The sequence below is a fragment of the Rhodococcus sp. 27YEA15 genome (genome assembly GCF_049739425.1).
Lineage (GTDB): Bacteria > Actinomycetota > Actinomycetes > Mycobacteriales > Mycobacteriaceae > Rhodococcus_F.
On record NZ_JBMHHW010000001.1, the window covers coordinates 3,717,009 to 3,734,639 of the forward strand.

At 62.5% G+C, this 17,631-nt stretch carries 17 protein-coding genes; 5 read left to right on the plus strand and 12 right to left on the minus strand.

The genetic code is table 11. From position 1 onward, the window contains the following. Nucleotides 1-76: 76 nt before the first annotated feature. On the plus strand, nucleotides 77-1,882 hold the full coding sequence (locus tag ABH922_RS17295; RefSeq protein ID WP_424808073.1) for a hydroxysqualene dehydroxylase: 1,806 nt from the start codon (nucleotides 77-79) through the stop codon (nucleotides 1,880-1,882). On the opposite strand, the gene ABH922_RS17300 is transcribed toward ABH922_RS17295, so the two are convergent. The 5 genes from ABH922_RS17300 to ABH922_RS17320 form a co-directional block, all read right to left on the minus strand. Then, nucleotides 1,879-3,474 carry an AMP-binding protein gene (locus tag ABH922_RS17300; protein ID WP_424808074.1) on the minus strand — a complete coding sequence of 532 codons (1,596 nt, stop codon included), beginning with the start codon at nucleotides 3,472-3,474 and terminating at the stop codon, nucleotides 1,879-1,881. The genes ABH922_RS17295 and ABH922_RS17300 overlap by 4 nt on opposite strands. A 151-nt stretch (nucleotides 3,475-3,625) precedes the next feature. Continuing rightward, nucleotides 3,626-4,147 (minus strand): YbjN domain-containing protein, encoded by a 522-nt coding sequence (locus ABH922_RS17305; RefSeq protein ID WP_424808075.1) that lies wholly within the window; start codon nucleotides 4,145-4,147, stop codon nucleotides 3,626-3,628. After that, on the minus strand, nucleotides 4,144-5,502 hold the full coding sequence (mshA, locus tag ABH922_RS17310) for a D-inositol-3-phosphate glycosyltransferase (RefSeq protein WP_424808076.1): 1,359 nt from the start codon (nucleotides 5,500-5,502) through the stop codon (nucleotides 4,144-4,146). Before mshA ends, ABH922_RS17305 begins: the two co-directional genes overlap by 4 nt. Nucleotides 5,503-5,514: 12 nt before the next feature. Then, a complete protein-coding gene (locus ABH922_RS17315) occupies nucleotides 5,515-6,342 on the minus strand; it encodes an alpha/beta fold hydrolase (RefSeq protein ID WP_424808077.1) in 828 nt (275 codons plus the stop codon). Next, a complete protein-coding gene (locus ABH922_RS17320; protein WP_424808078.1) occupies nucleotides 6,288-7,514 on the minus strand; it encodes an MFS transporter in 1,227 nt (408 codons plus the stop codon). Before ABH922_RS17320 ends, ABH922_RS17315 begins: the two co-directional genes overlap by 55 nt. Before the next feature lie 111 nt (nucleotides 7,515-7,625). Here ABH922_RS17320 and ABH922_RS17325 point away from each other — a divergent pair, with 111 nt between their 5' ends. After that, nucleotides 7,626-8,399: a PIG-L family deacetylase gene (locus tag ABH922_RS17325; RefSeq protein ID WP_424808079.1), complete on the plus strand. Its 774-nt coding sequence runs from the start codon at nucleotides 7,626-7,628 to the stop codon at nucleotides 8,397-8,399. Nucleotides 8,400-8,776: 377 nt separating this feature from the next. On the opposite strand, the gene ABH922_RS17330 is transcribed toward ABH922_RS17325, so the two are convergent. The 4 genes from ABH922_RS17330 to ABH922_RS17345 form a co-directional block, all read right to left on the minus strand. Further along, nucleotides 8,777-9,271: a DUF3558 domain-containing protein gene (locus tag ABH922_RS17330; RefSeq protein WP_424808080.1), complete on the minus strand. Its 495-nt coding sequence runs from the start codon at nucleotides 9,269-9,271 to the stop codon at nucleotides 8,777-8,779. Between the two features lie 153 nt (nucleotides 9,272-9,424). Beyond that, nucleotides 9,425-9,754 (minus strand): hypothetical protein, encoded by a 330-nt coding sequence (locus ABH922_RS17335; RefSeq protein ID WP_424808081.1) that lies wholly within the window; start codon nucleotides 9,752-9,754, stop codon nucleotides 9,425-9,427. Nucleotides 9,755-9,807: 53 nt separating this feature from the next. Then, complete coding sequence (locus tag ABH922_RS17340) at nucleotides 9,808-10,302, minus strand: DUF3558 domain-containing protein (RefSeq protein WP_424808082.1); 495 nt, start codon at nucleotides 10,300-10,302, stop codon at nucleotides 9,808-9,810. A 110-nt stretch (nucleotides 10,303-10,412) separates the two neighbouring features. Further along, nucleotides 10,413-11,300 (minus strand): LysR family transcriptional regulator, encoded by an 888-nt coding sequence (locus ABH922_RS17345; protein WP_424808083.1) that lies wholly within the window; start codon nucleotides 11,298-11,300, stop codon nucleotides 10,413-10,415. Between the two features lie 70 nt (nucleotides 11,301-11,370). Between ABH922_RS17345 and ABH922_RS17350 the strand changes: the two genes are divergently transcribed. After that, the gene (locus ABH922_RS17350) at nucleotides 11,371-11,715 is read left to right on the plus strand and encodes a YybH family protein (RefSeq protein ID WP_424808084.1); all 345 of its coding nucleotides are present in this window, start codon (nucleotides 11,371-11,373) and stop codon (nucleotides 11,713-11,715) included. A 252-nt stretch (nucleotides 11,716-11,967) separates the two neighbouring features. Here ABH922_RS17350 and ABH922_RS17355 read toward each other — a convergent pair whose 3' ends face one another. Then, a complete protein-coding gene (locus ABH922_RS17355) occupies nucleotides 11,968-13,233 on the minus strand; it encodes an ROK family protein (RefSeq protein ID WP_424808085.1) in 1,266 nt (421 codons plus the stop codon). Between the two features lie 337 nt (nucleotides 13,234-13,570). On the opposite strand from ABH922_RS17355, the gene ABH922_RS17360 reads away from it, so the two are divergent. Both ABH922_RS17360 and ABH922_RS17365 read left to right on the plus strand, forming a co-directional pair. Next, the gene (locus tag ABH922_RS17360) at nucleotides 13,571-14,521 is read left to right on the plus strand and encodes a TauD/TfdA dioxygenase family protein (protein WP_424808086.1); all 951 of its coding nucleotides are present in this window, start codon (nucleotides 13,571-13,573) and stop codon (nucleotides 14,519-14,521) included. Between the two features lie 64 nt (nucleotides 14,522-14,585). After that, complete coding sequence (locus tag ABH922_RS17365; RefSeq protein ID WP_424808087.1) at nucleotides 14,586-15,335, plus strand: SDR family NAD(P)-dependent oxidoreductase; 750 nt, start codon at nucleotides 14,586-14,588, stop codon at nucleotides 15,333-15,335. Here ABH922_RS17365 and ABH922_RS17370 read toward each other — a convergent pair. After that, the gene (locus ABH922_RS17370; protein WP_424808088.1) at nucleotides 15,328-16,077 is read right to left on the minus strand and encodes an ESX secretion-associated protein EspG; all 750 of its coding nucleotides are present in this window, start codon (nucleotides 16,075-16,077) and stop codon (nucleotides 15,328-15,330) included. The two genes, ABH922_RS17365 and ABH922_RS17370, sit on opposite strands and share 8 nt — an antisense overlap. Then, nucleotides 16,074-17,615 carry a hypothetical protein gene (locus tag ABH922_RS17375; protein WP_424808089.1) on the minus strand — a complete coding sequence of 514 codons (1,542 nt, stop codon included), beginning with the start codon at nucleotides 17,613-17,615 and terminating at the stop codon, nucleotides 16,074-16,076. Before ABH922_RS17375 ends, ABH922_RS17370 begins: the two co-directional genes overlap by 4 nt. Nucleotides 17,616-17,631 lie beyond the last annotated feature (16 nt).

Sequence of the window (17,631 nt, forward strand, 5' to 3'; positions counted from 1 at the left end):
TGTGGCTAGATATCTCTCGTCAGATATTGACTACATGCGTTGTCAAGGCGTTCGGCTCGAACCGGGGGGTTCCGTCATGAATTCGATCCAGTCGCCGGGTGTTTCCCGGCGGACACTGCTGTCCGGCGCTGCAGGTGCTTTCGCCGTGGCGGCGGCACTCGGTCGACCAGCCGGAGCAACGCCGTCGAGTAGATGGTCGGGCGCCGACCGCCGAACACCCGGTCTGCGCACCACCGGGAGGCGAGTTGCTGTACTCGGTGGCGGAGTGGGCGGACTGACGGCAGCACACGAGCTCGCCGAACGCGGATTCGACGTCACGGTGTACGAACCCACCGCGCTCGGCGGCAAGGCACGCAGCATGCCGTTCCCGGGAACGGGAACCGAAGGTCGCCTCGACCTGCCCGGCGAGCACGGCTTTCGTTTCTTCCCAGGCTTCTACCAGCACATACCAGACACAATGCGTCGCATACCCGTCCCCGGCAACCCCAATGGGGTGCTCGACAATCTGGCGGTCGGTGCTGCCATCAGGCTGTCCATGCCCGGTGCCGATTTCGCCGCTCCCGCAAACCTGGTCAAACCCGATTTCACGAGCTTCGACCTTGCATCGCTTCAACAGTCGTTGGTCTCACTCACCAACGTCGGCACCTCGATTCCACCGGAAGAACTTCTCCTCTTCAATCGCAAACTGGCGATGTTCCTGACCAGCTGCATGGGACGGCGAGAGACGCAGTGGGAGAACCAGACGTGGAGCCAGACGATGGAGGCGGAGGGGAAGTCCAAGACCTATCAGGACATTCTCATCAACGCCCTCACCCGACAACTCGTCGCTGCTCGGCCGGATGTGGTGTCCACTCGCACCATCGGGCTCATCGGTCAGGCGTTCTTGTGGAACTCCGTCGAAGCCGTACCCCAGTACGGTCACACCGACCGACTTCTGTCCGCGCCCACCAACGAGGCCTGGATCGATCCCTGGGAGGTCTTTCTGCGCTCACTGGGCGTGAAGTTCCAGATGGGATGGAGAACAGAAGCTCTCGACGTGTCCGGCGGTGTCGTGTCGGGTGCACGAGTAGTCGACGGGCAGGGAAGACGAGCAACGGTGGACGCCGATTGGTACGTCGCGGCGATGCCGGTCGAACGCGCGACACCGCTGCTGACCGGCCAGATCTTGAACCTCGACCCCAGCCTCGAGTCGATCGGCAACTTACACACCGATTGGATGGTCGGCATCCAGTACTACCTGCGAAACCCCATCGAGATAGCGGCCGGCCACGTTGCCTACGTCAGCACCCCGTGGGCCTTGACCTCCATCAACCAGGCCCAGTTCTGGCGCAAGAACTTCGCGACCGAATACGGTGACGGCACAGCGCGCGACTGCCTCTCGGTCGACATCTCCGATTGGGACACACCCGGCATCCTCACCGGTAAACGCGCGAAGGACTGCACCGCCGAGGAAATCGCCCGCGAAGTGTGGGCCCAGCTGGCGCAGAACCTGAACGACTACGGTGAACCACTTCTCGACTACGACAACGTGATCTCGTGGTTCCTCGACCCCGGCATTCAGTGGAACGGCACACACAACACCAACGACACCCCATTGCTGATCAACACCGTCGGATCGTGGGCACACCGCCCCGAAGCCCGAACCGCGATTCCGAACTTCGTTCTCGCCAGCGACTACGTCCGCACCGACATCAATCTCGCCACGATGGAATCCGCCAACGAAGCGGCTCGGAGCGCGGTCGACGCCATTCTCGATGCCTCTGATTCGTCCGCGAGTCCCTGCACCAAGTACACGTTGTACGAACCGCCGGAGTTGGCCCCGCTGCGAAAGATCGACGAAGATCGCTACGCAGCGGGACTGCCCCATCTGCTGGACGGCTAGCCGACCTCGGCCGCCCGCAGATCCTTTCGGAGAATCTTGCCTGCCGCGGATTTCGGCACGGTGCTGATGAACTCGACTCGACGCACCTTCTTGTGCGGCGAAACACGTTCGGCGACATAGGAAATTACGTCACTCTCGGCGAGTTCGGCGCCGGCCTGCAAGACGACGAACGCCTTCGGGATCTCTTCTCCCTCGTCGTCGCGTACACCGATGACGGCCGCGTCGGCGATCTGCGGATGCGTGAGCAGCAAGGCCTCGAGCTCGGCCGGGGGAACCTGATAGCCCTTGTACTTGATCAGTTCCTTGAGACGGTCGACGATCCGTACGACGCCGTCTGCATCCACTGTCGCGATGTCGCCGGTGTGCAGGTAACCGTCGTCGTCGAGGGTGTCCTTGGTGGCCTGGTCGTTGCCGAGGTAGCCGACCATGATGTTGGGGCCCTTGCACCACAATTCACCCGGCGCGCTGACGCTGCCCGAACCGGGAGCAGGGTACTCGACCTCGGTTCCGGTCTCGGGATCGACGAGCTTGCACTCCATGTTGGGCACCGCCGGGCCCACCGAGTCGAGCGCGATGTCGCCGCGACCGAAAGGAATCACATGACTGACAGGGCTCATCTCGGACATACCGAAACCCTGAAGGACCGTGCAGCTCAAGCGATCCGAAACCGCCTTGCCGAGTGCCGCGTCGAGCGGGGCGGCCCCGGACATGATGGTCCGAACGCTCGACAGATCGTACTGATCGACCAGCGGATGCTTGGCCAACGCCACTGCGACAGGTGGTGCGATGAAGATGTACGTCGACTTCTGTTCGGCGATGATTCGCAAGAACTCGACCAGATCGAACTTCGGCATGGTGATCAAGGCCGCGCGCCGGTACAGCGCCGCGTTGAGCAGGACCGTCATGCCGTAGATATGAAAGAAGGGCAGCACTGCCAGCACCTTGTCGTCCCGCTCGAGACCCAACTGCGGAACTATCTGGCACACGTTTGCCACCAGGTTCCGATGTGTGAGCATCACACCCTTGGGCCGACCGGTCGTGCCGGACGAGTACGGCAGCACCGCCAGATGGGTTGCCGGATCGAACGACACCTCGGGCGCCGTTGCATCTTCGCCGAGCAGGTCACGAAGTGACGCGTGCCCCTCGGCCCCGTCGAGGACGAAGACGTTCTCCACGGGGATACCGACCTGATCGGCGGCACTCTTGGCCTGCGGCAGCAGCGGGGAGACGGTGAAGAGGAACTTCGCCTGAGAATCGGTGAGTTGCTTGGCGATGTCTTCGGCGGTGTACAGCGCATTGATCGTGGTCGCGGTGCCACCGGCACGAAGGATTCCGTGAAATACCGCGCCGAAGGCCGGGACGTTCGGCGAGTGCAAAGCCACCACGTCGCCGACAGCCAGCCCGCGCACGGCCAGGGCACCTGCCACTGCATCGATCTGGCCGATCAGTGAACCGTAGGTGGTCTCCGTACCCGTGGCGCCGTCCACGAAGGCGGTCTTGTCGCGGTCGGCCGAGTCGATACCGGCAAACAGGAAGTCGTAGACACTGATGTTGGGGATGTCGACGTCGGGGAACGGACTCTTGAAGCTCACGCTGCTCCTTGAAAGATTGCACTGAAGGGTTGCACGGCGGCAAAAGCCGGCCATTTACTGTGACTTGCAGATACATGATAATCCGTGACTGCGATCACAAGTAAAGACCAGTTTACGTGACATATCCGCAAAGTGTCTCACTGCGGCTGGGTCAACCCTGCGTGAGCGTGTCCTCGGAATCGTCCACCAGATGCTTGAACGGTTCCAGGTTCGCCAGCGATTCGCCTCGCGAGACCCGCCAAGCCCACTCACGCTTGATCGACGACGAGAACCCCAACTCGAGCAGAACGTTGAAATCGCCGTCCGCCGCTTCGAGAACCTGGCCGAGTACCCGGTCCAGTTCGTCTCCGGTGACGGCATGCTCGGAAATCTTTCCGACCAGGTAGATGTCCCCCACCTTGTCGAGGGTGTACGCCACCCCGTACAGCCGACGGTTCCGCTTGAGCAGGAACTTGTAGACCCCTTCGAAGTTCTCGTCCACCTTGCGGCACACGAAAGCCTCGACGCGGACTCCGTGATTGCCGACCGTCAACAGCGTCGACGTCTTGAGTTTGTGCTCACCCGGCAGCTCGACGACGAAATGGATGTCGTCACGCCTGGTGAATTCGAGCTCCCGCTCGGCCAACGCCTGCTCGATGGTTTCGGCGATACCGGCCACTGAATCACTGGTCACGTGCGCACCCCTCCGGTCCGGCGACGACGCCACGAACCGCGTACACGGCGGGGCGACAAAGCGTTCGAACCACTTTCGTTGTCGTAGTTCACTGTTGCCTTACGGTAACTCTCGAGCAGTCCGTCGGCCGTGTGCTCCCACGAGAAGTTCTCGGCGTGCCGCGGCGCCTGAAGTGCCAGCTCCTGCAGCCGCACCGGCGCGATGACGAGCGATTCGAGCGCATCGGCCCAATCCCCCGTTGCGTGTCCCTGCACGAGCACGCCGGTTTCACCGTTGCGGACGGCCACACCGAGCCCGCCGACGTCGGCCGCGATCACCGGCGTCCCACATGCTTGGGCTTCGATGGCCACCAATCCGAACGATTCCGAATAGCTGGGCACCGCAACAAGATCCGACGCCCGGTACACGTCGGCCAACCGAGACGGCGCCTGTGGCGGCATGAAGGTCACCTGGGCTGTGATGCCGAGGTTTCGAGCAAGCTCGATCAACACGTCCGGCTGCGCCAGGCCGGTACCCGACGGTCCACCGACGACGAGAATACGTAGCGGAAACTCCGGTCGTCGTTCGATCACTTCAGCGGCTGCACGCAAAAGCACGTCCGGGGCTTTGAGCGGTTGGATGCGGCCGACGAACGTCACTATCACTTCGCTCGGATTCAATCCGAGTTCTGCGCGAGCGCGGTCCCGATCGCCCGGACGGTATCGCGTCAGGTCGGCACCAGGTGCGACGACGTCGATCCGTCGGGGGTCCGCACCGTACAACTCCTGCAACGCTTTCGCTTCGTCCGTCGTGTTCGCGACCAGCCGATCCGCTTCTGCCACCACCTGCTGCTCACCGATCTGCCTGGCGGCGGGCTCCGGAGTGTCACCCTCTGCCATGGACAAGTTCTTGACCGCAGCCAGGGTGTGTGCGGTGTGCACCAGTGGTACACCCCAGCGATCGCGGGCCAGCCAGCCGACCTGCCCGGACAACCAGTAGTGCGAATGGATGAGGCTGTAGTAGCCGGGCTCGTGACGCGCTTCCTCGCGCAGCACGCCGGCGACGAACGCACACAGTTGCGTCGGCAGATCGGCCTTGTCCAGGCCCTCGAACGGTCCCGCCGCGACGTTGCGGACCCGGACGCCAGGCGCAGCCTCGACCACCGCGGCGTCGGCGGACGACGTCGCACGGGTGAAGATCTCGACCTCGATACCGCGCCGCGCCAACTGGATGGCGGATTGAAGGACGTAGACGTTCATCCCACCCGCATCACCGGTGCCGGGTTGCGCCAGGGGCGAGGTGTGGACCGAGAGAACGGCCACCCGGCGAGGGCGCGAAATGTGCGTGGGCTTCACGGCTCCATACTGCCCCCTCACCGTCGCCGAACTCTAACCGAGGTTGGAGATGAAGGTCCCCACCTCACGCACGAAGCGTGCCGGATCTTCCACGAACGGTCCGTGGTTGCAGCCCTCCCAATACGACGCCTGAGCCTTCGGAATCAGTTCAGCGGCGTGCTCACCTGCACTCACGTCCACGACCGAGTCCTCGGTGCCGTGCAGAACCAGAACCGGGATGTCGAGTGAACGGAGCAGGTCGTCGTGGCTCACAGCGCGGTCGAACAGTGCGGCGCGCACGCGTGGGCGCGTGGACAAGCTGAACCCGAACAGTGCTTGCGCAGCGGTGCCCTTACCTTCCGGCGAACCGGTAAGTGCGTTACCGAAGGCGCCGAGTGCTCGAATCGCCTCGCGTGGTTCTTCGGACATCGCGCCGGGAACCGCGGCGCGCATCGCGGCCCCAACCTTGCCACCCTTCTCACCGCGCCCGATGCTGGTGATGGCGCCGACCAGCACCGCACCGGCGATCGCGGCGGTGCCGTGCGCGGCGAGATAGTCACAGATCACCAGACCGCCGTACGACCAACCGAGAAGCACCGCGTTCTCCTCGACGCCCTCCGCCGCCAACACGGCGGCGACATCTCCGGCCCAATTCGCCGGGTCGTCGTAGCCGGTCTCCGGAGCGTCGGAATACCCGTGTCCGCGGAGATCGACCGCGATCACCCGGTACTCGACGGCGAGTTCGGCAAGCACCTGCTCTCCCCAGCACTGCGAGGACTGAGCCCACCCGTGCAGCAACACCAGCGGCCTCGCGTCCGGGTTTCCGGTCAGTCGGTAGAGGATGGACGTGCCGTCGACGCTGACGGCTTCACGAATAGACATGCCGTCACGATAGAGGCTGCGACCGCCGCTCCGACGCCCAACTGGTAAGCCGCCGACACTCCGTACCGGTCGATCAACTGCCCTGCCAGCGCCGATCCGAGCGCCACGCCGACGCCGAGTCCGGTGACGGTCAGCGTCATCCCTTCGGTGAGCTTTTCGGGCGGCACGATCTGTTCCACGAGTGCTGTCGCGACGATGAGCGTCGGCGCGATGGTTGCGCCGGCCAACACGTACGCTCCGGCGAGGCCGAGGATATTTCCGGCCAGCAGCATCGGCACACTCAGCAGTGCCACCGCCGACGACGCGATCATCAGCTGACCACGCAGCGCCATCACCGGATGCCTCGAACCGAATATCAGCCCCGCGGAGCCAGAGGCCGCCGCGAAGATCGCCAGTACCAGTGACGCCGATCCGGGGCTGCCCTGATCGGCTGTGAAAGCGATCGCACCGACGTCGACGACCCCGAAGATGGTTCCCAACATCACCATGACGGTGACCACTATCCACATCGCCGGGTTACCGAGTACCGAACGTCCGCGACCGGGTCGACGCGCGTGGATCGCCGGTTCGGTATCTCGTCGAGAAATCAGCAGCAGTGTTCCGGTGACCAGAAGAACGACGCCGGCCAGTGGCCCGGCCTCGGGAAAGACGCCGATGCTCAATCCGACCGAGATCACCGGTCCGGCAACGAAACACAGTTCGTCGACGACCGATTCGAACGCGAAGGCCGTTCGCAGTTGAGGCCTACCCACATAGATGGCCACCCATCGTGCCCGGATCATCGCCCCGATGGTCGGAGTAGCACCGGCTGGAATCACGCAGGCGAACAGCAACCACGTGGGTGCTTCGAAACGCACCGCCAACAGAAGCGCGCTGATCGCGGTAGCGCTGACCACGGCGGCGATCGGCAGCACCGCTCGTTGCCCGAACCTGTCGACGGCGCGCGAAACAGCCGGGGCGATGATCGCCGACGCGAGCGCGAAGACTGCCGCCAAAGCCCCGGCGAGGCCGTAGTCGCCGCGCAGTTGCGAGATCATCGTCACTATCCCGATGCCGATCATCGCCATCGGTAGCCGGGCGACGAATCCGGCGGCCGAGAAGGCCACCGATCCGGGAGCCGAAAATATGTCCCGGTAAGCGCTCAGCAGCCCTTTGTCCGCGGATTCGGTCATATCTGTTTCTCGTGCACCGGACAACTTTCACAGAAGTCGGCACCTGCGACCAAATCCTTTTCACGTCACACTCGAGTTGACCTGTCGGTCGCGTGCCTTAGCATTGCGCCAATGAGTGTCCTGGTGTGTTTCCACGCCCATCCCGATGACGAAGTTTTCACCACCGGTGGCGTGATGAGATTGGCCGCCGACGCCGGTCACCGCGTTGTGGTGGTCACCGCCACTGATGGTGCGCTCGGCGAGTTCCCCGAGGGTTTACTGGACGAGTACGAGAGCTTGGCACAGCGTCGTAGTCGCGAACTCGAGGCGTCCACCGACGCGCTGGGAGCGAGCCGACTGGTATCGCTCGGCTATCCCGATTCGGGGATGGCTGGTACGCCGGAAAACGAGAATCCGGACGCCTTCTGCAACGTGGACGTCGATGTCGCAGCTGAGCGTCTGGCCGAGGTTCTCCGGGAGGAGAACGCCGACGTCGTCACGATTTACGACATTCACGGCGGGTACGGGCATCCTGATCACATCCAGGTTCATCATGTCGGAGTGCGGGCAGCCGAGTTGGCCGGCACACCGTACGTCTACGAAGCGTCGACCAATCGTGACCAGATGAAGTTGTTGATGGAAGCTCAGCCCGAATGGACGACGGAGGCGCAACCGCCGGATATCGATTCGTTCGGTTTGCCGGCAGACGAGCTGACCACTGCCGTCGATGTCAGTTCGGTGATCAGTTCGAAGCGCGCCGCGATGTACGCGCACTCCACACAGATCGGTGATTTCGGGCCGTTCTTGGAGATGTCCACCGAGCAGCTCGTCGCCGTATTCGGTACCGAATGGTTCCGGCGTCGTGGTGCGCCGGAGGGTTTGAGTGAAACTGCTCTGCCACTGTAATTTTCGTTGACATACAGATCGAGCGGGCCTCCGCGGGGTCCCGCTCGATCTGCTCTCGCGGCCCGAAGCGGGCTTCACCGCCGGGATCGCTTCGGTCACGACTCGGATCGGCCGGTCAACGACCGAACACCCGATTCAGCGCGGCGGCGTTCTCGGCGTCGACAACGGCGTAATGCTCGATGCATTCGTCGAAATACCTGCGCATGTCTTCCACTATGGCAAAAGGCCTACGTGCAGCAAATTGTACTGAGTCAACAACCGTCCGCATGCCACACTCAACTTTGTCGCAGCATCCTTGTCCAGATAAAAATCTTCATTCGACATGAAACCTCCTTGACCGGACGCCCACATCCCGATCTCTATTTACGAGAAACCATTCACTGCGGAAATTGCTCTAAAAGCATCCTTGCGTAATTCAGAGCCAGTGGGCAGGTAGGCTCAATAGGGTCATGGTTTAGATTTGTAAGAATTTCCAACCAGATTGATCCTTGACGTGCAGGGACCGCGACAATGCAACGTTTAGGCGTGGGGTCGTCGACATAATTCAATTCCACACCGGTCCGATCACCAATCTGCACTTCGGTGAACCCCACATACTTTCCGGTAGCCTTGATGTCTTCGATCGAATACGGCACTGAAATAACCCCCACGGAATACCAGCTATCGATCCAAGTACAAATCCGCTGTCCCGTCATCTCTACCCCATTGGTGCCGACAACAGCCGTCGTCGGGTCCAGTCCCACCGATTCGATCGCCGACGCAGGTATATCCGCACACGGATCGAACAAACCCTCCTGACCAGATACACGCTCAGCCGTTCCCTCGACCACCTGCCCGCACCCCACCACCAGCCACACAACCAAACCAAACACCCACCAACCAAACACCCACCGCTTGGAACTACCCGCCGAAATCGACACATGCCGTTAGACGCACACCACCCACAGACGGTTCCACCGGAACAGAAAAAAAATACCGCCCCGCCCAACCTGGCCACCAATCGGATCGGCCGATCTAGGCATCGGTCAACGACCGAACACCCGATTCAGCGCGGCAGCGTTCTCGGCGTCGGCGACGGCATAATGCTCGATGCATTCGTCGAAGTACCTGCGCATGCTTTCCAGCACGGCAATATGACTCTTGAGAGCGCTCTCCAACGAATCAGTCACACCGAAAGCCTTGTCGTTGAACTTACGCGCCATATCTCGCCCCGACTGCAAAGTCCCGAATGCTTCTCCGACTCTCAAGGATTCAAGTCCCAAATACATATTCTCATAATCGATCAGCAACTTGCTGCACGCGCTTCTCAGCTTTGATGCAGTTACCCTATCCACATACATTTCATCACTCGCCATAACGCATCCCGTCTATTGAAAAATCCACCCTTACCGGCTCAGTCATTTCCGGATCAATTCGGCAAATATTCCAGTAGCGCCTCGGCATTCTTCAATGCCAGCGGACAAGTCGGCTCAACCATTTCCTTTGATACCATCTTGATGATACTTACCCAAATTGATCCCTGAATTGTCCGCAGCGCAACAAAGCAATTTTCGTAGTTTATATCGCTTACAAAGCTGAATTCAATCCCCGCTCTACCGCCAACTTGCACATCACTGGCTCTTGAAAATTTTTCGTTCGACCTTATTTCGTCAATTTCATATACTGTCGAATAGATTGCGAGGGAGTACCAGGACGCATTCCATCCACACGATCTCTGTCCTGTAATTTGGGCACCAAGCACGTCGATCACATCAGGTGTCGGGTCCAGTCCCACCGATTCGATCGCCGACGCAGGTATATCCGCACACGGATCGAACAAACCCTCCTGACCAGATACACGCTCAGCCGTTCCCTCGACCACCTGCCCGCACCCCACCACCAGCCACACAACCAAACCAAACACCCACCAACCAAACACCCACCGCTTGGAACTACCCGCCGAAATCGACACATGCCGTTAGACGCACACCACCCACAGACGGTTCCACCGGAACAGAAAAATACCGCCCCACCTCACCGCTCGCGAGAACCGACAGACACCGCACCCAACCTGGCCAGATCGATCAATGCCGATGCCGCAGAATTCTTTCCTCCCGCAGCGCGCCACACCAGTTCCAATCGTGAGCGCGCCTCGGGCTCGAGATCGATGCGATGCAGCGAGCCGACGGCAGATTCGGGAAGCACCGCGATACCAAGTCCCTGAGCCGCGAGCGAGGAAATGATCCCCAGATTGCTGGCCTCGAGTGCAACGGCGGGAGTGACTCCCGCGACTTCACACGCTGCGTCCAGACACGTACGGATACCTGTTCCGGGAGGAAGGCAGACCAGCGGCCGGCCGGCCAGTTCGGTGAAGGGCAACGACGACACTTCGGCCAGTGGGTGGTCGACCGACACGGCCGCAACCAGACGTTCGTCGGTGATGACTCTCGATTCGAGTTCCGGTGGTAGATTTCCGGCCACCCCGATGACGGCAATGTCGAACGTTCCATCCATCACTCCAGCGAGCAGACTTCGCGAGTCATCCTCTGCCAGAGAAATATCCAGCCCCGGATACTTCCTGTGCAGTCGACTCAACAGATCCGTCAGATCTGCCGACGCACACGCTGTCACCATTCCGACCGATACCGCACCCCGAACAAGTCCGCTGAGTAGATCGACCGCATCACGGGTGCTCTGCACGGATGCGAGAGCGGCACGGGCATGCGGTAGAACCGCTCGACCGGCATCGGTCAGTTGAATAGATCGACCACGCCGGTCGAGCAATTCTTGTCCGAGTTCACGTTCGAGACGCTTGATCTGTGCACTGACGCCGGGCTGTGCCACATGGAGTCGTTCTGCTGCACGGGTGAAATTGGCTTCGTCGACCACTGCCACGAAGTATTCGAGTTGCCGAAGTTCCATAACTGTTGATTCTAGCTACGAGACAATTCAGATCTTGGACTTCTGATACGGGTCCGCGCACGATAAATGCATGACATCGAAAGCTCGTACCCCAGAGGACCTTGCACGCTTGTTCGTCGAATTTGCGAACACCGGCGACGCAGATGCTGTTGTCGGACTGTACGAAGAAGATGCGGTACTGGCATTTCCCCCAGGATCTCGGACCGTCGGTCGAACCGCCATCCGCGACGTGATCGCTCAGATGCTCTCGTCCGGACCGGTCTTCACTGTGGAGGACGCACTACCGACCGTGACGAACTGTGAACTTGCCATCACGTCCACCGATCCTGCCGACGGAACCGGCGGACGCACTCAAGTGGCGCGGCGGCAATCCGACGGGACGTGGCTCAGGGTGCTCGATCGACCCGAGGCCTGAGACACCGATTCGGCTGGACACGTCGTGCACGCGCGCTGTCTCTCACGCTTCGGCATCGGGGCAAAGGGGGTCTTCGAGTCCAGGAACGTGCGCCTCGGCGCACCGTTTCCCGAAACGAATCGTGGTTTTGCGCACTGGGATACCCGCAGCGGCGATTGTGTGCCGTGCAGAACCGGCGGCGGAAAGATCGGAAACTGACTACTGCACGACAGCCGAAAACTGTGCATCGGCTGTCGTGCAGTCGGATTCAGATCAGGATGCCCGGCGCATCGCGGCGGCGGGATCGGCGAACAACGAACTGAGCGAAACTACGGTAGAGGCGTATTCCTGGACGCGGTTACCGAAACCGGTGATCCGAATGTCCTTGCGCTCGAGCGACGAAGCCGTCGAGAAGGCTTCCGCGACGTGCGGAACGCCTGCCGGGTAGTCCGTGAAGGCCTGGCCACCGAGGATCACTCGATCCGGGTTGAACAGATCCCGCAGCATCGCCACCGTACGTCCGAGAACTCGTGCTCGCTCGACCAGCAACTCGTGTGCCGGAATCGATCCGCTCGACGCGGCCCGATACACATCGGCGATGGTGACGCGCTCGGCACCCTGGATGACTGCGCCGGACGAGAGTGCCTGTGTCACCACTGCACGGTCGCTGATCGTCGCTTCGAGGCATCCGACCGAGCCGCAGGAGCAGCGCGCCGACGAACCTGTCGGCAAGTGTGCGATGGAACCCGGTCCGCTGGCCGGAGTGTGTACCCGCCCCTCGAACGTGATCGCGACGCCTGCGGTCTCACGAGCGTAGAAGTACAGGCCCGTCGTTCCAGCGGTGGGAGCCTCGGCCCGATCGGTACTGAGCAGCAGTTCGGAGGCCGCCATGGCTTCGACGTGTGCGGCGACCGAGACCGGGAGGTCCAGGCCTGCACCGATGATGGAACCGACCCGTGCACCCTTCCAGCCGAGGCGGGGATGGTCCACGACTCCGGTAGCCGAATCCACTCGACCACCGATCGCCACGCCCACAGCCAGTGGGCGACGCTTGTGCCAACGGGACGCGAAGGACTTCGCCGAGCGGGCAATGGTGGCGAGAGCGACAGCAGAATTGCTCGTCGGCGTCGGGATCTCGACTGCGCCGAGCACCTTTCCGCGGATGTCACTGGCAATGATGCTCGTGACGACGGCACCGATGTGGATGCCGACCGTCAGGTAGGGCTCGTGGTTGACCTCGAACGGAACTCGCGGTCGACCGATCGCGCCGGACGCGGTCAGATCGGCACGCTCACGCAGGATCCCGAGATCGAGCAGCCCTGTGACCTGGCGGTTCACGGTAGCGATGCTCAGACCGGAGGCCTTCGCGGCGGTGTCACGGGACAGTGGTCCGCGCGAGCGAGCGATACGCAGAACCGTTGCAGCGGGACCGTCGGCGATGCGCAGCACGGGGGCAACGATCTGGGTGCGGGCGCGGGGCCCGGACAATGACGTCCGGACACGGGTGGAGGGAGGGGCTGAGATTGTAGGTGTCGACATAGCTGTCCCTTGCAGAAGGAGGAAGAAACGCGCCTCGCAAACGATCCGTGAGAATTACGCCAACACCGGAAAAGGTGCTCGAGCGAGCGCGCAGATATTAGCTGCAGGAAGAACGGCGACGACAACAAAGCTCTCGCGCCAATGGCAGGCGCGAGCCCAGCGCCGCGGTCACATAGGTGACCCGCAGAGCGGCAGGCTGATCGATCGACATAGAAGCAAAACTAGCAGCTTCCCCCGGTTTCACAAATCGAGTGCGGTAACGATCACACTGACCGCAACTCTGTCGATACGTGATCGAGAGTGTTCGAATGAAGTCATTCCCCACGAAAGGTGAACAATGACTGCAACTTTCGTCACCAATTCGGGCACGGATACGGCTCGGGCAACCGTCACGCAATTGGGATCGCACATCGGCGCGCGCATCGACGGGATTACTCTCGACGGCCAACTCGATCCGGCGTCGATCTCCCTGATCCGGCAGGCGTTGCTGCGCCACAAGGTGGTTTTCTTCCGTGGCCAGGGGCAGCTGACCAACGATTCCCAGTACGAGTTCGCCCAACTTCTCGGAACCCCGACCACCGCGCACCCGACGGTGAAGTCCCACGGCAAGGTCGTGCTCCCCATCGATTCCGACCTGGGTAAGTCCAACAGTTGGCACACCGACGTCACCTTCGTCGATCGCATCCCCAAGGCGTCGATACTTCGGGCCGTGCAATTACCCGAATACGGCGGCACCACGACATGGGCATCGGGCGTCGCCGCGTACGAGGGTTTACCCGATCCGCTGAAGGCACTCGCGGAGAATTTGTGGGCCCGTCACACCAACGTCTACGACTACTCCGCCACCAGCGCCGAGCAGGTGGCCCAGGACAGCGCCGAAGCCGCGTATCGGAAAGAATTCCAGTCGACGTATTTCGAAACGGAACATCCCGTGGTTCGCGTGCACCCGGAAACCGGCGAGCGCACGTTGGTCCTCGGACACTTCGTCAAGAACTTTCTCGGCTTGAGCGGCGAACAATCCCAGGGAGTGTTCAAGATCTTGCAGGATCACGCCGTCAAGCTCGAGTACACGACTCGATGGAACTGGTCGGCCGGCGACGTCGCCATCTGGGACAACCGAGCCACCCAGCATTACGCCGTCGCGGACTACGACGATCAGTACCGCCGCCTCGAGCGCATCACCCTTGCCGGCGACATCCCGGTGAACATTCACGGTGAGCGCAGTCGCGCCATCGCCGGCGACGCCTCCGAGTACTCGATCATCGAAGGTTCGAGCATCCCCGAATAGGCCCGAGCCGAACGATCCGACCGCACCGAAAGAACCGCACCACCGACCACCCTACGATTGGATCATGACCATTTCATCCGATGCCCGCATCGCCGTCGTCACCGGAGCCAGCTCCGGAATCGGTGAGGCCACCGCCCGCACTCTGGCAGCCCAGGGATTCCACGTCGTGATCGGCGCCCGGCGCGTCGACCGTCTCGAGACGATCGCCGCCGAAATCGGCGGAACGGCACTCCCGCTCGACGTCACCGACGAAGACTCGGTCGAGGCGTTCGCGGCCGTCGTTCCACGAGTGGATGTTCTCGTCAACAATGCGGGCGGCGCGAAGGGCCTGGCCACCGTCCTCGAGGCCGACCTCGACGACTGGCGGTGGATGTGGGAGACCAACGTCCTCGGAACACTGCGCGTGAGCAAGGCACTGCTTCCCAAGTTGATCGACTCCGGCGACGGCCTGGTCGTGACCATCACCTCCGTTGCAGCGTTGGAGGCCTACGACAACGGATCCGGGTACACGACGGCCAAGCATGCTCAGGCGGTACTTCATCGCACTCTGCGCGGCGAATTGCTGGGCAAGCCCGTCCGGCTGACCGAGATCGCTCCCGGGGCCGTCGAGACCGAGTTCTCCCTCGTCCGCTTCGAAGGTGACGAGGCCAGAGCCGCCAAGGTGTACGACGGCATCACTCCCCTGGTTGCTCAGGACATCGCCGAGATCATCGGCTTCGTGGCCTCACGTCCGGCGCACGTGAATCTCGACCAGATCGTCGTCAGGCCTCGCGATCAGGCTTCCGCCGGCCGTTTTCATCGCACCACTACCTAGTCTGTCTTCGCGCGGCCACCACCGCATCCGCTACCGCACGTTGCATGTCGACAACGGAAGCCGGCCTGGCCGTGACGGTTTCGCCGTCGGTGATCAGATACCGGCCGTCGCCGTCGTAGTCGTACCAGCGAAACAACACACCGTCATCGGTGGGTCGGCTGTCGACGGCCGGCCCCGGGTATGCCGCTATCTCGCCGACGGACGTACGCGGGCGTCCGAAGAATCTTTCGATTTCTTCGGACGCCGGTGCCGCCCGGACATCGGTGAGGATCGCAGCTCCCCCTGTCCTCGCAAGGGGCCGAATCGACACCGATCGTTCCCTCCCCGCCGAGCAAGGCGGCAGTCGGCGAACTATTTCCTCCGGAAGTGATCCGACTGGGGTCAAGGTGAGGACGACGTCGGCCCCGTTGTCCGGATCGGCTCCCGGGAACTGCTCTGCCAGTACGGCAAGTTCACCGGAGATTCCGGCGTGGATGCGCGTCACCGCACGCATGTCCGGTCCGTGAAGTCCGCACACTTCGATGCGCGTCGACGGCTCGGCGATGATTGCCAACGCCCGGTGCACTCGTTCGTCGAGTACCTCGTGCAGCCGGAGTGCTGCGGCGGTGCGCTGAGCGCGAAGGTCTCGGGTCGTGTCTGCGACAGGCCTGAACTTCAACGGGTACGGCAATCTGTCCCGCCCGATCGCCTCCCAGAGCACGTGAAATTCCATTCCGGTGAATTGCCAACGCACAGGGGTCATTCGCCCAGCACCGGCGGTGAGACCATCGGTAGGTCACCGATCAGTTCGTTGCTGTTGTCCATGGTGACGAGGTAGCCGGGGGTTTCGTGAACGTCGTCCTCGCTGCCGCCTGCCCCTCTGCCCGGGGCCATGCCGCCCATGCCGCCCATCATCGTGGATCGTCCGGCTCCGGCCGCACCGGACTGGCCGGCCGGCGCTCCGCCTCCGAAGGCGCCGCCGGGTACGCCTGCCGTCGCGCCGGGAAGTTGCCCTCGTGCGCCGACGGCAGGTCCGCCGGGACCGACGAACCCTCCTGCGCCGCCACCTGAAGCGCCGGAGCCGGTACCGGACGCGCCTGCTCCCGGACCGAATGCCGCCGTACTCGGCGAGCCGCCCACACCGGCCCCTCCTACACCACCGCTACGCTGGGCCGCGTCACCCGTCTGCGGCAGCGCCGACGCGGCGACGGTGCCGGCCGGTTCCACCGAAGCGGATGCCGGAGAGCCGCCGGCATACGATCCCTGCCTCCCCGGATTCTCGCCGGACCCGTCGACGCTGGTTCCGGGGCCAACAGCTGAAGGGTCAGGTCTGGCATCGGCACCTGAGCTCGCGTCGTCACCGGCTCTGGCATCCGTCGGCCACGAGCTACCGCCGAAACCTCCACCTGGCGTCTGGTTGTACGTCTGGCCGCCTCCGGGTGAGTAACCGCCGCCTCCGGGTGAGTGGCCGCTTCCGCCGGGCGAGGAGGGGACCTCGCCACCTGCTGCGGCGGTCGGGTCGAAGGCAGCCGGAAGAATCGGCACCTGATCGTCCGCCCTCCTCAACTGGGGCATGTAGACGTCTTTCATGACCTGCCGAGCCTGACGTTCTGCTTCCTCGGATTCATGCGCAGCCTGCTTGAAGGTAGGTCCGGGTACGTTGTCGATCAGGCTTTTCCACCATTCCGGCTTGTCGGCCGGTGGCATCGAGCGCTTCACTTCGTCCAGTGCGGTACTCGCCTCGTCTATCTTGTTGGACACCAGTGCCACTCGCGCGCATAGATCGCCACCGTTCCGGGCGTAGTCGACTACCGCCGCGGCCGCCGCCGATCCACCGCGCCCTTGCCAGCCCTCGGTGATCGACGTTGCGACCGCTCCCTGAAATTGGCTCAAGGACGCCTCGATCGCCGTACCGAACGACTGCCAGGCCGCCTTCACGTCACCGAGATATCCCGGATCGATCGCGTTGACGTGCTCGACTATTTCGGCGTGGGACATGGCGTCGAACGGATCGTCCTCACCGAGGACGTGCTCGCTGTAGTCCAGATCCGCCACCGTCGACGCCACCCGGTCACGTTCACCCCAGAGGTGGTCCCGTTGCTCCTGCGCTTCTCGTGCCGCTGCTGCCCGTTCCGCGTCACGGCGATCGGTGTCGTCGGTGAACTCGTTCACCAGAACCGATGCCACTGCCGCACCGCCCAAGGCCGGACCGACCACCGGAACGGTAGCCACCACAGGCACACCCGACATGGTTACCGAGGCGATGTTCCCCAACACATCACCCAGAGACGGAATCTTCACCGGCGCTCCCCGCTGT

Coding starts and splice junctions, on each gene's coding strand:
- ABH922_RS17350 (WP_424808084.1), top strand. CDS start 11,371: ATGACATCGAAAGCTCGTACCCCAGAGGACCTTGCACGCTTGTTCGTC.
- ABH922_RS17320 (WP_424808078.1), bottom strand. CDS start 7,514: ATGACCGAATCCGCGGACAAAGGGCTGCTGAGCGCTTACCGGGACATA.
- ABH922_RS17335 (WP_424808081.1), bottom strand. CDS start 9,754: ATGGCGAGTGATGAAATGTATGTGGATAGGGTAACTGCATCAAAGCTG.
- ABH922_RS17315 (WP_424808077.1), bottom strand. CDS start 6,342: ATGTCTATTCGTGAAGCCGTCAGCGTCGACGGCACGTCCATCCTCTAC.
- ABH922_RS17370 (WP_424808088.1), bottom strand. CDS start 16,077: ATGACCCCTGTGCGTTGGCAATTCACCGGAATGGAATTTCACGTGCTC.
- ABH922_RS17360 (WP_424808086.1), top strand. CDS start 13,571: ATGACTGCAACTTTCGTCACCAATTCGGGCACGGATACGGCTCGGGCA.
- ABH922_RS17295 (WP_424808073.1), top strand. CDS start 77: ATGAATTCGATCCAGTCGCCGGGTGTTTCCCGGCGGACACTGCTGTCC.
- ABH922_RS17325 (WP_424808079.1), top strand. CDS start 7,626: ATGAGTGTCCTGGTGTGTTTCCACGCCCATCCCGATGACGAAGTTTTC.
- ABH922_RS17365 (WP_424808087.1), top strand. CDS start 14,586: ATGACCATTTCATCCGATGCCCGCATCGCCGTCGTCACCGGAGCCAGC.
- ABH922_RS17345 (WP_424808083.1), bottom strand. CDS start 11,300: ATGGAACTTCGGCAACTCGAATACTTCGTGGCAGTGGTCGACGAAGCC.
- ABH922_RS17355 (WP_424808085.1), bottom strand. CDS start 13,233: ATGTCGACACCTACAATCTCAGCCCCTCCCTCCACCCGTGTCCGGACG.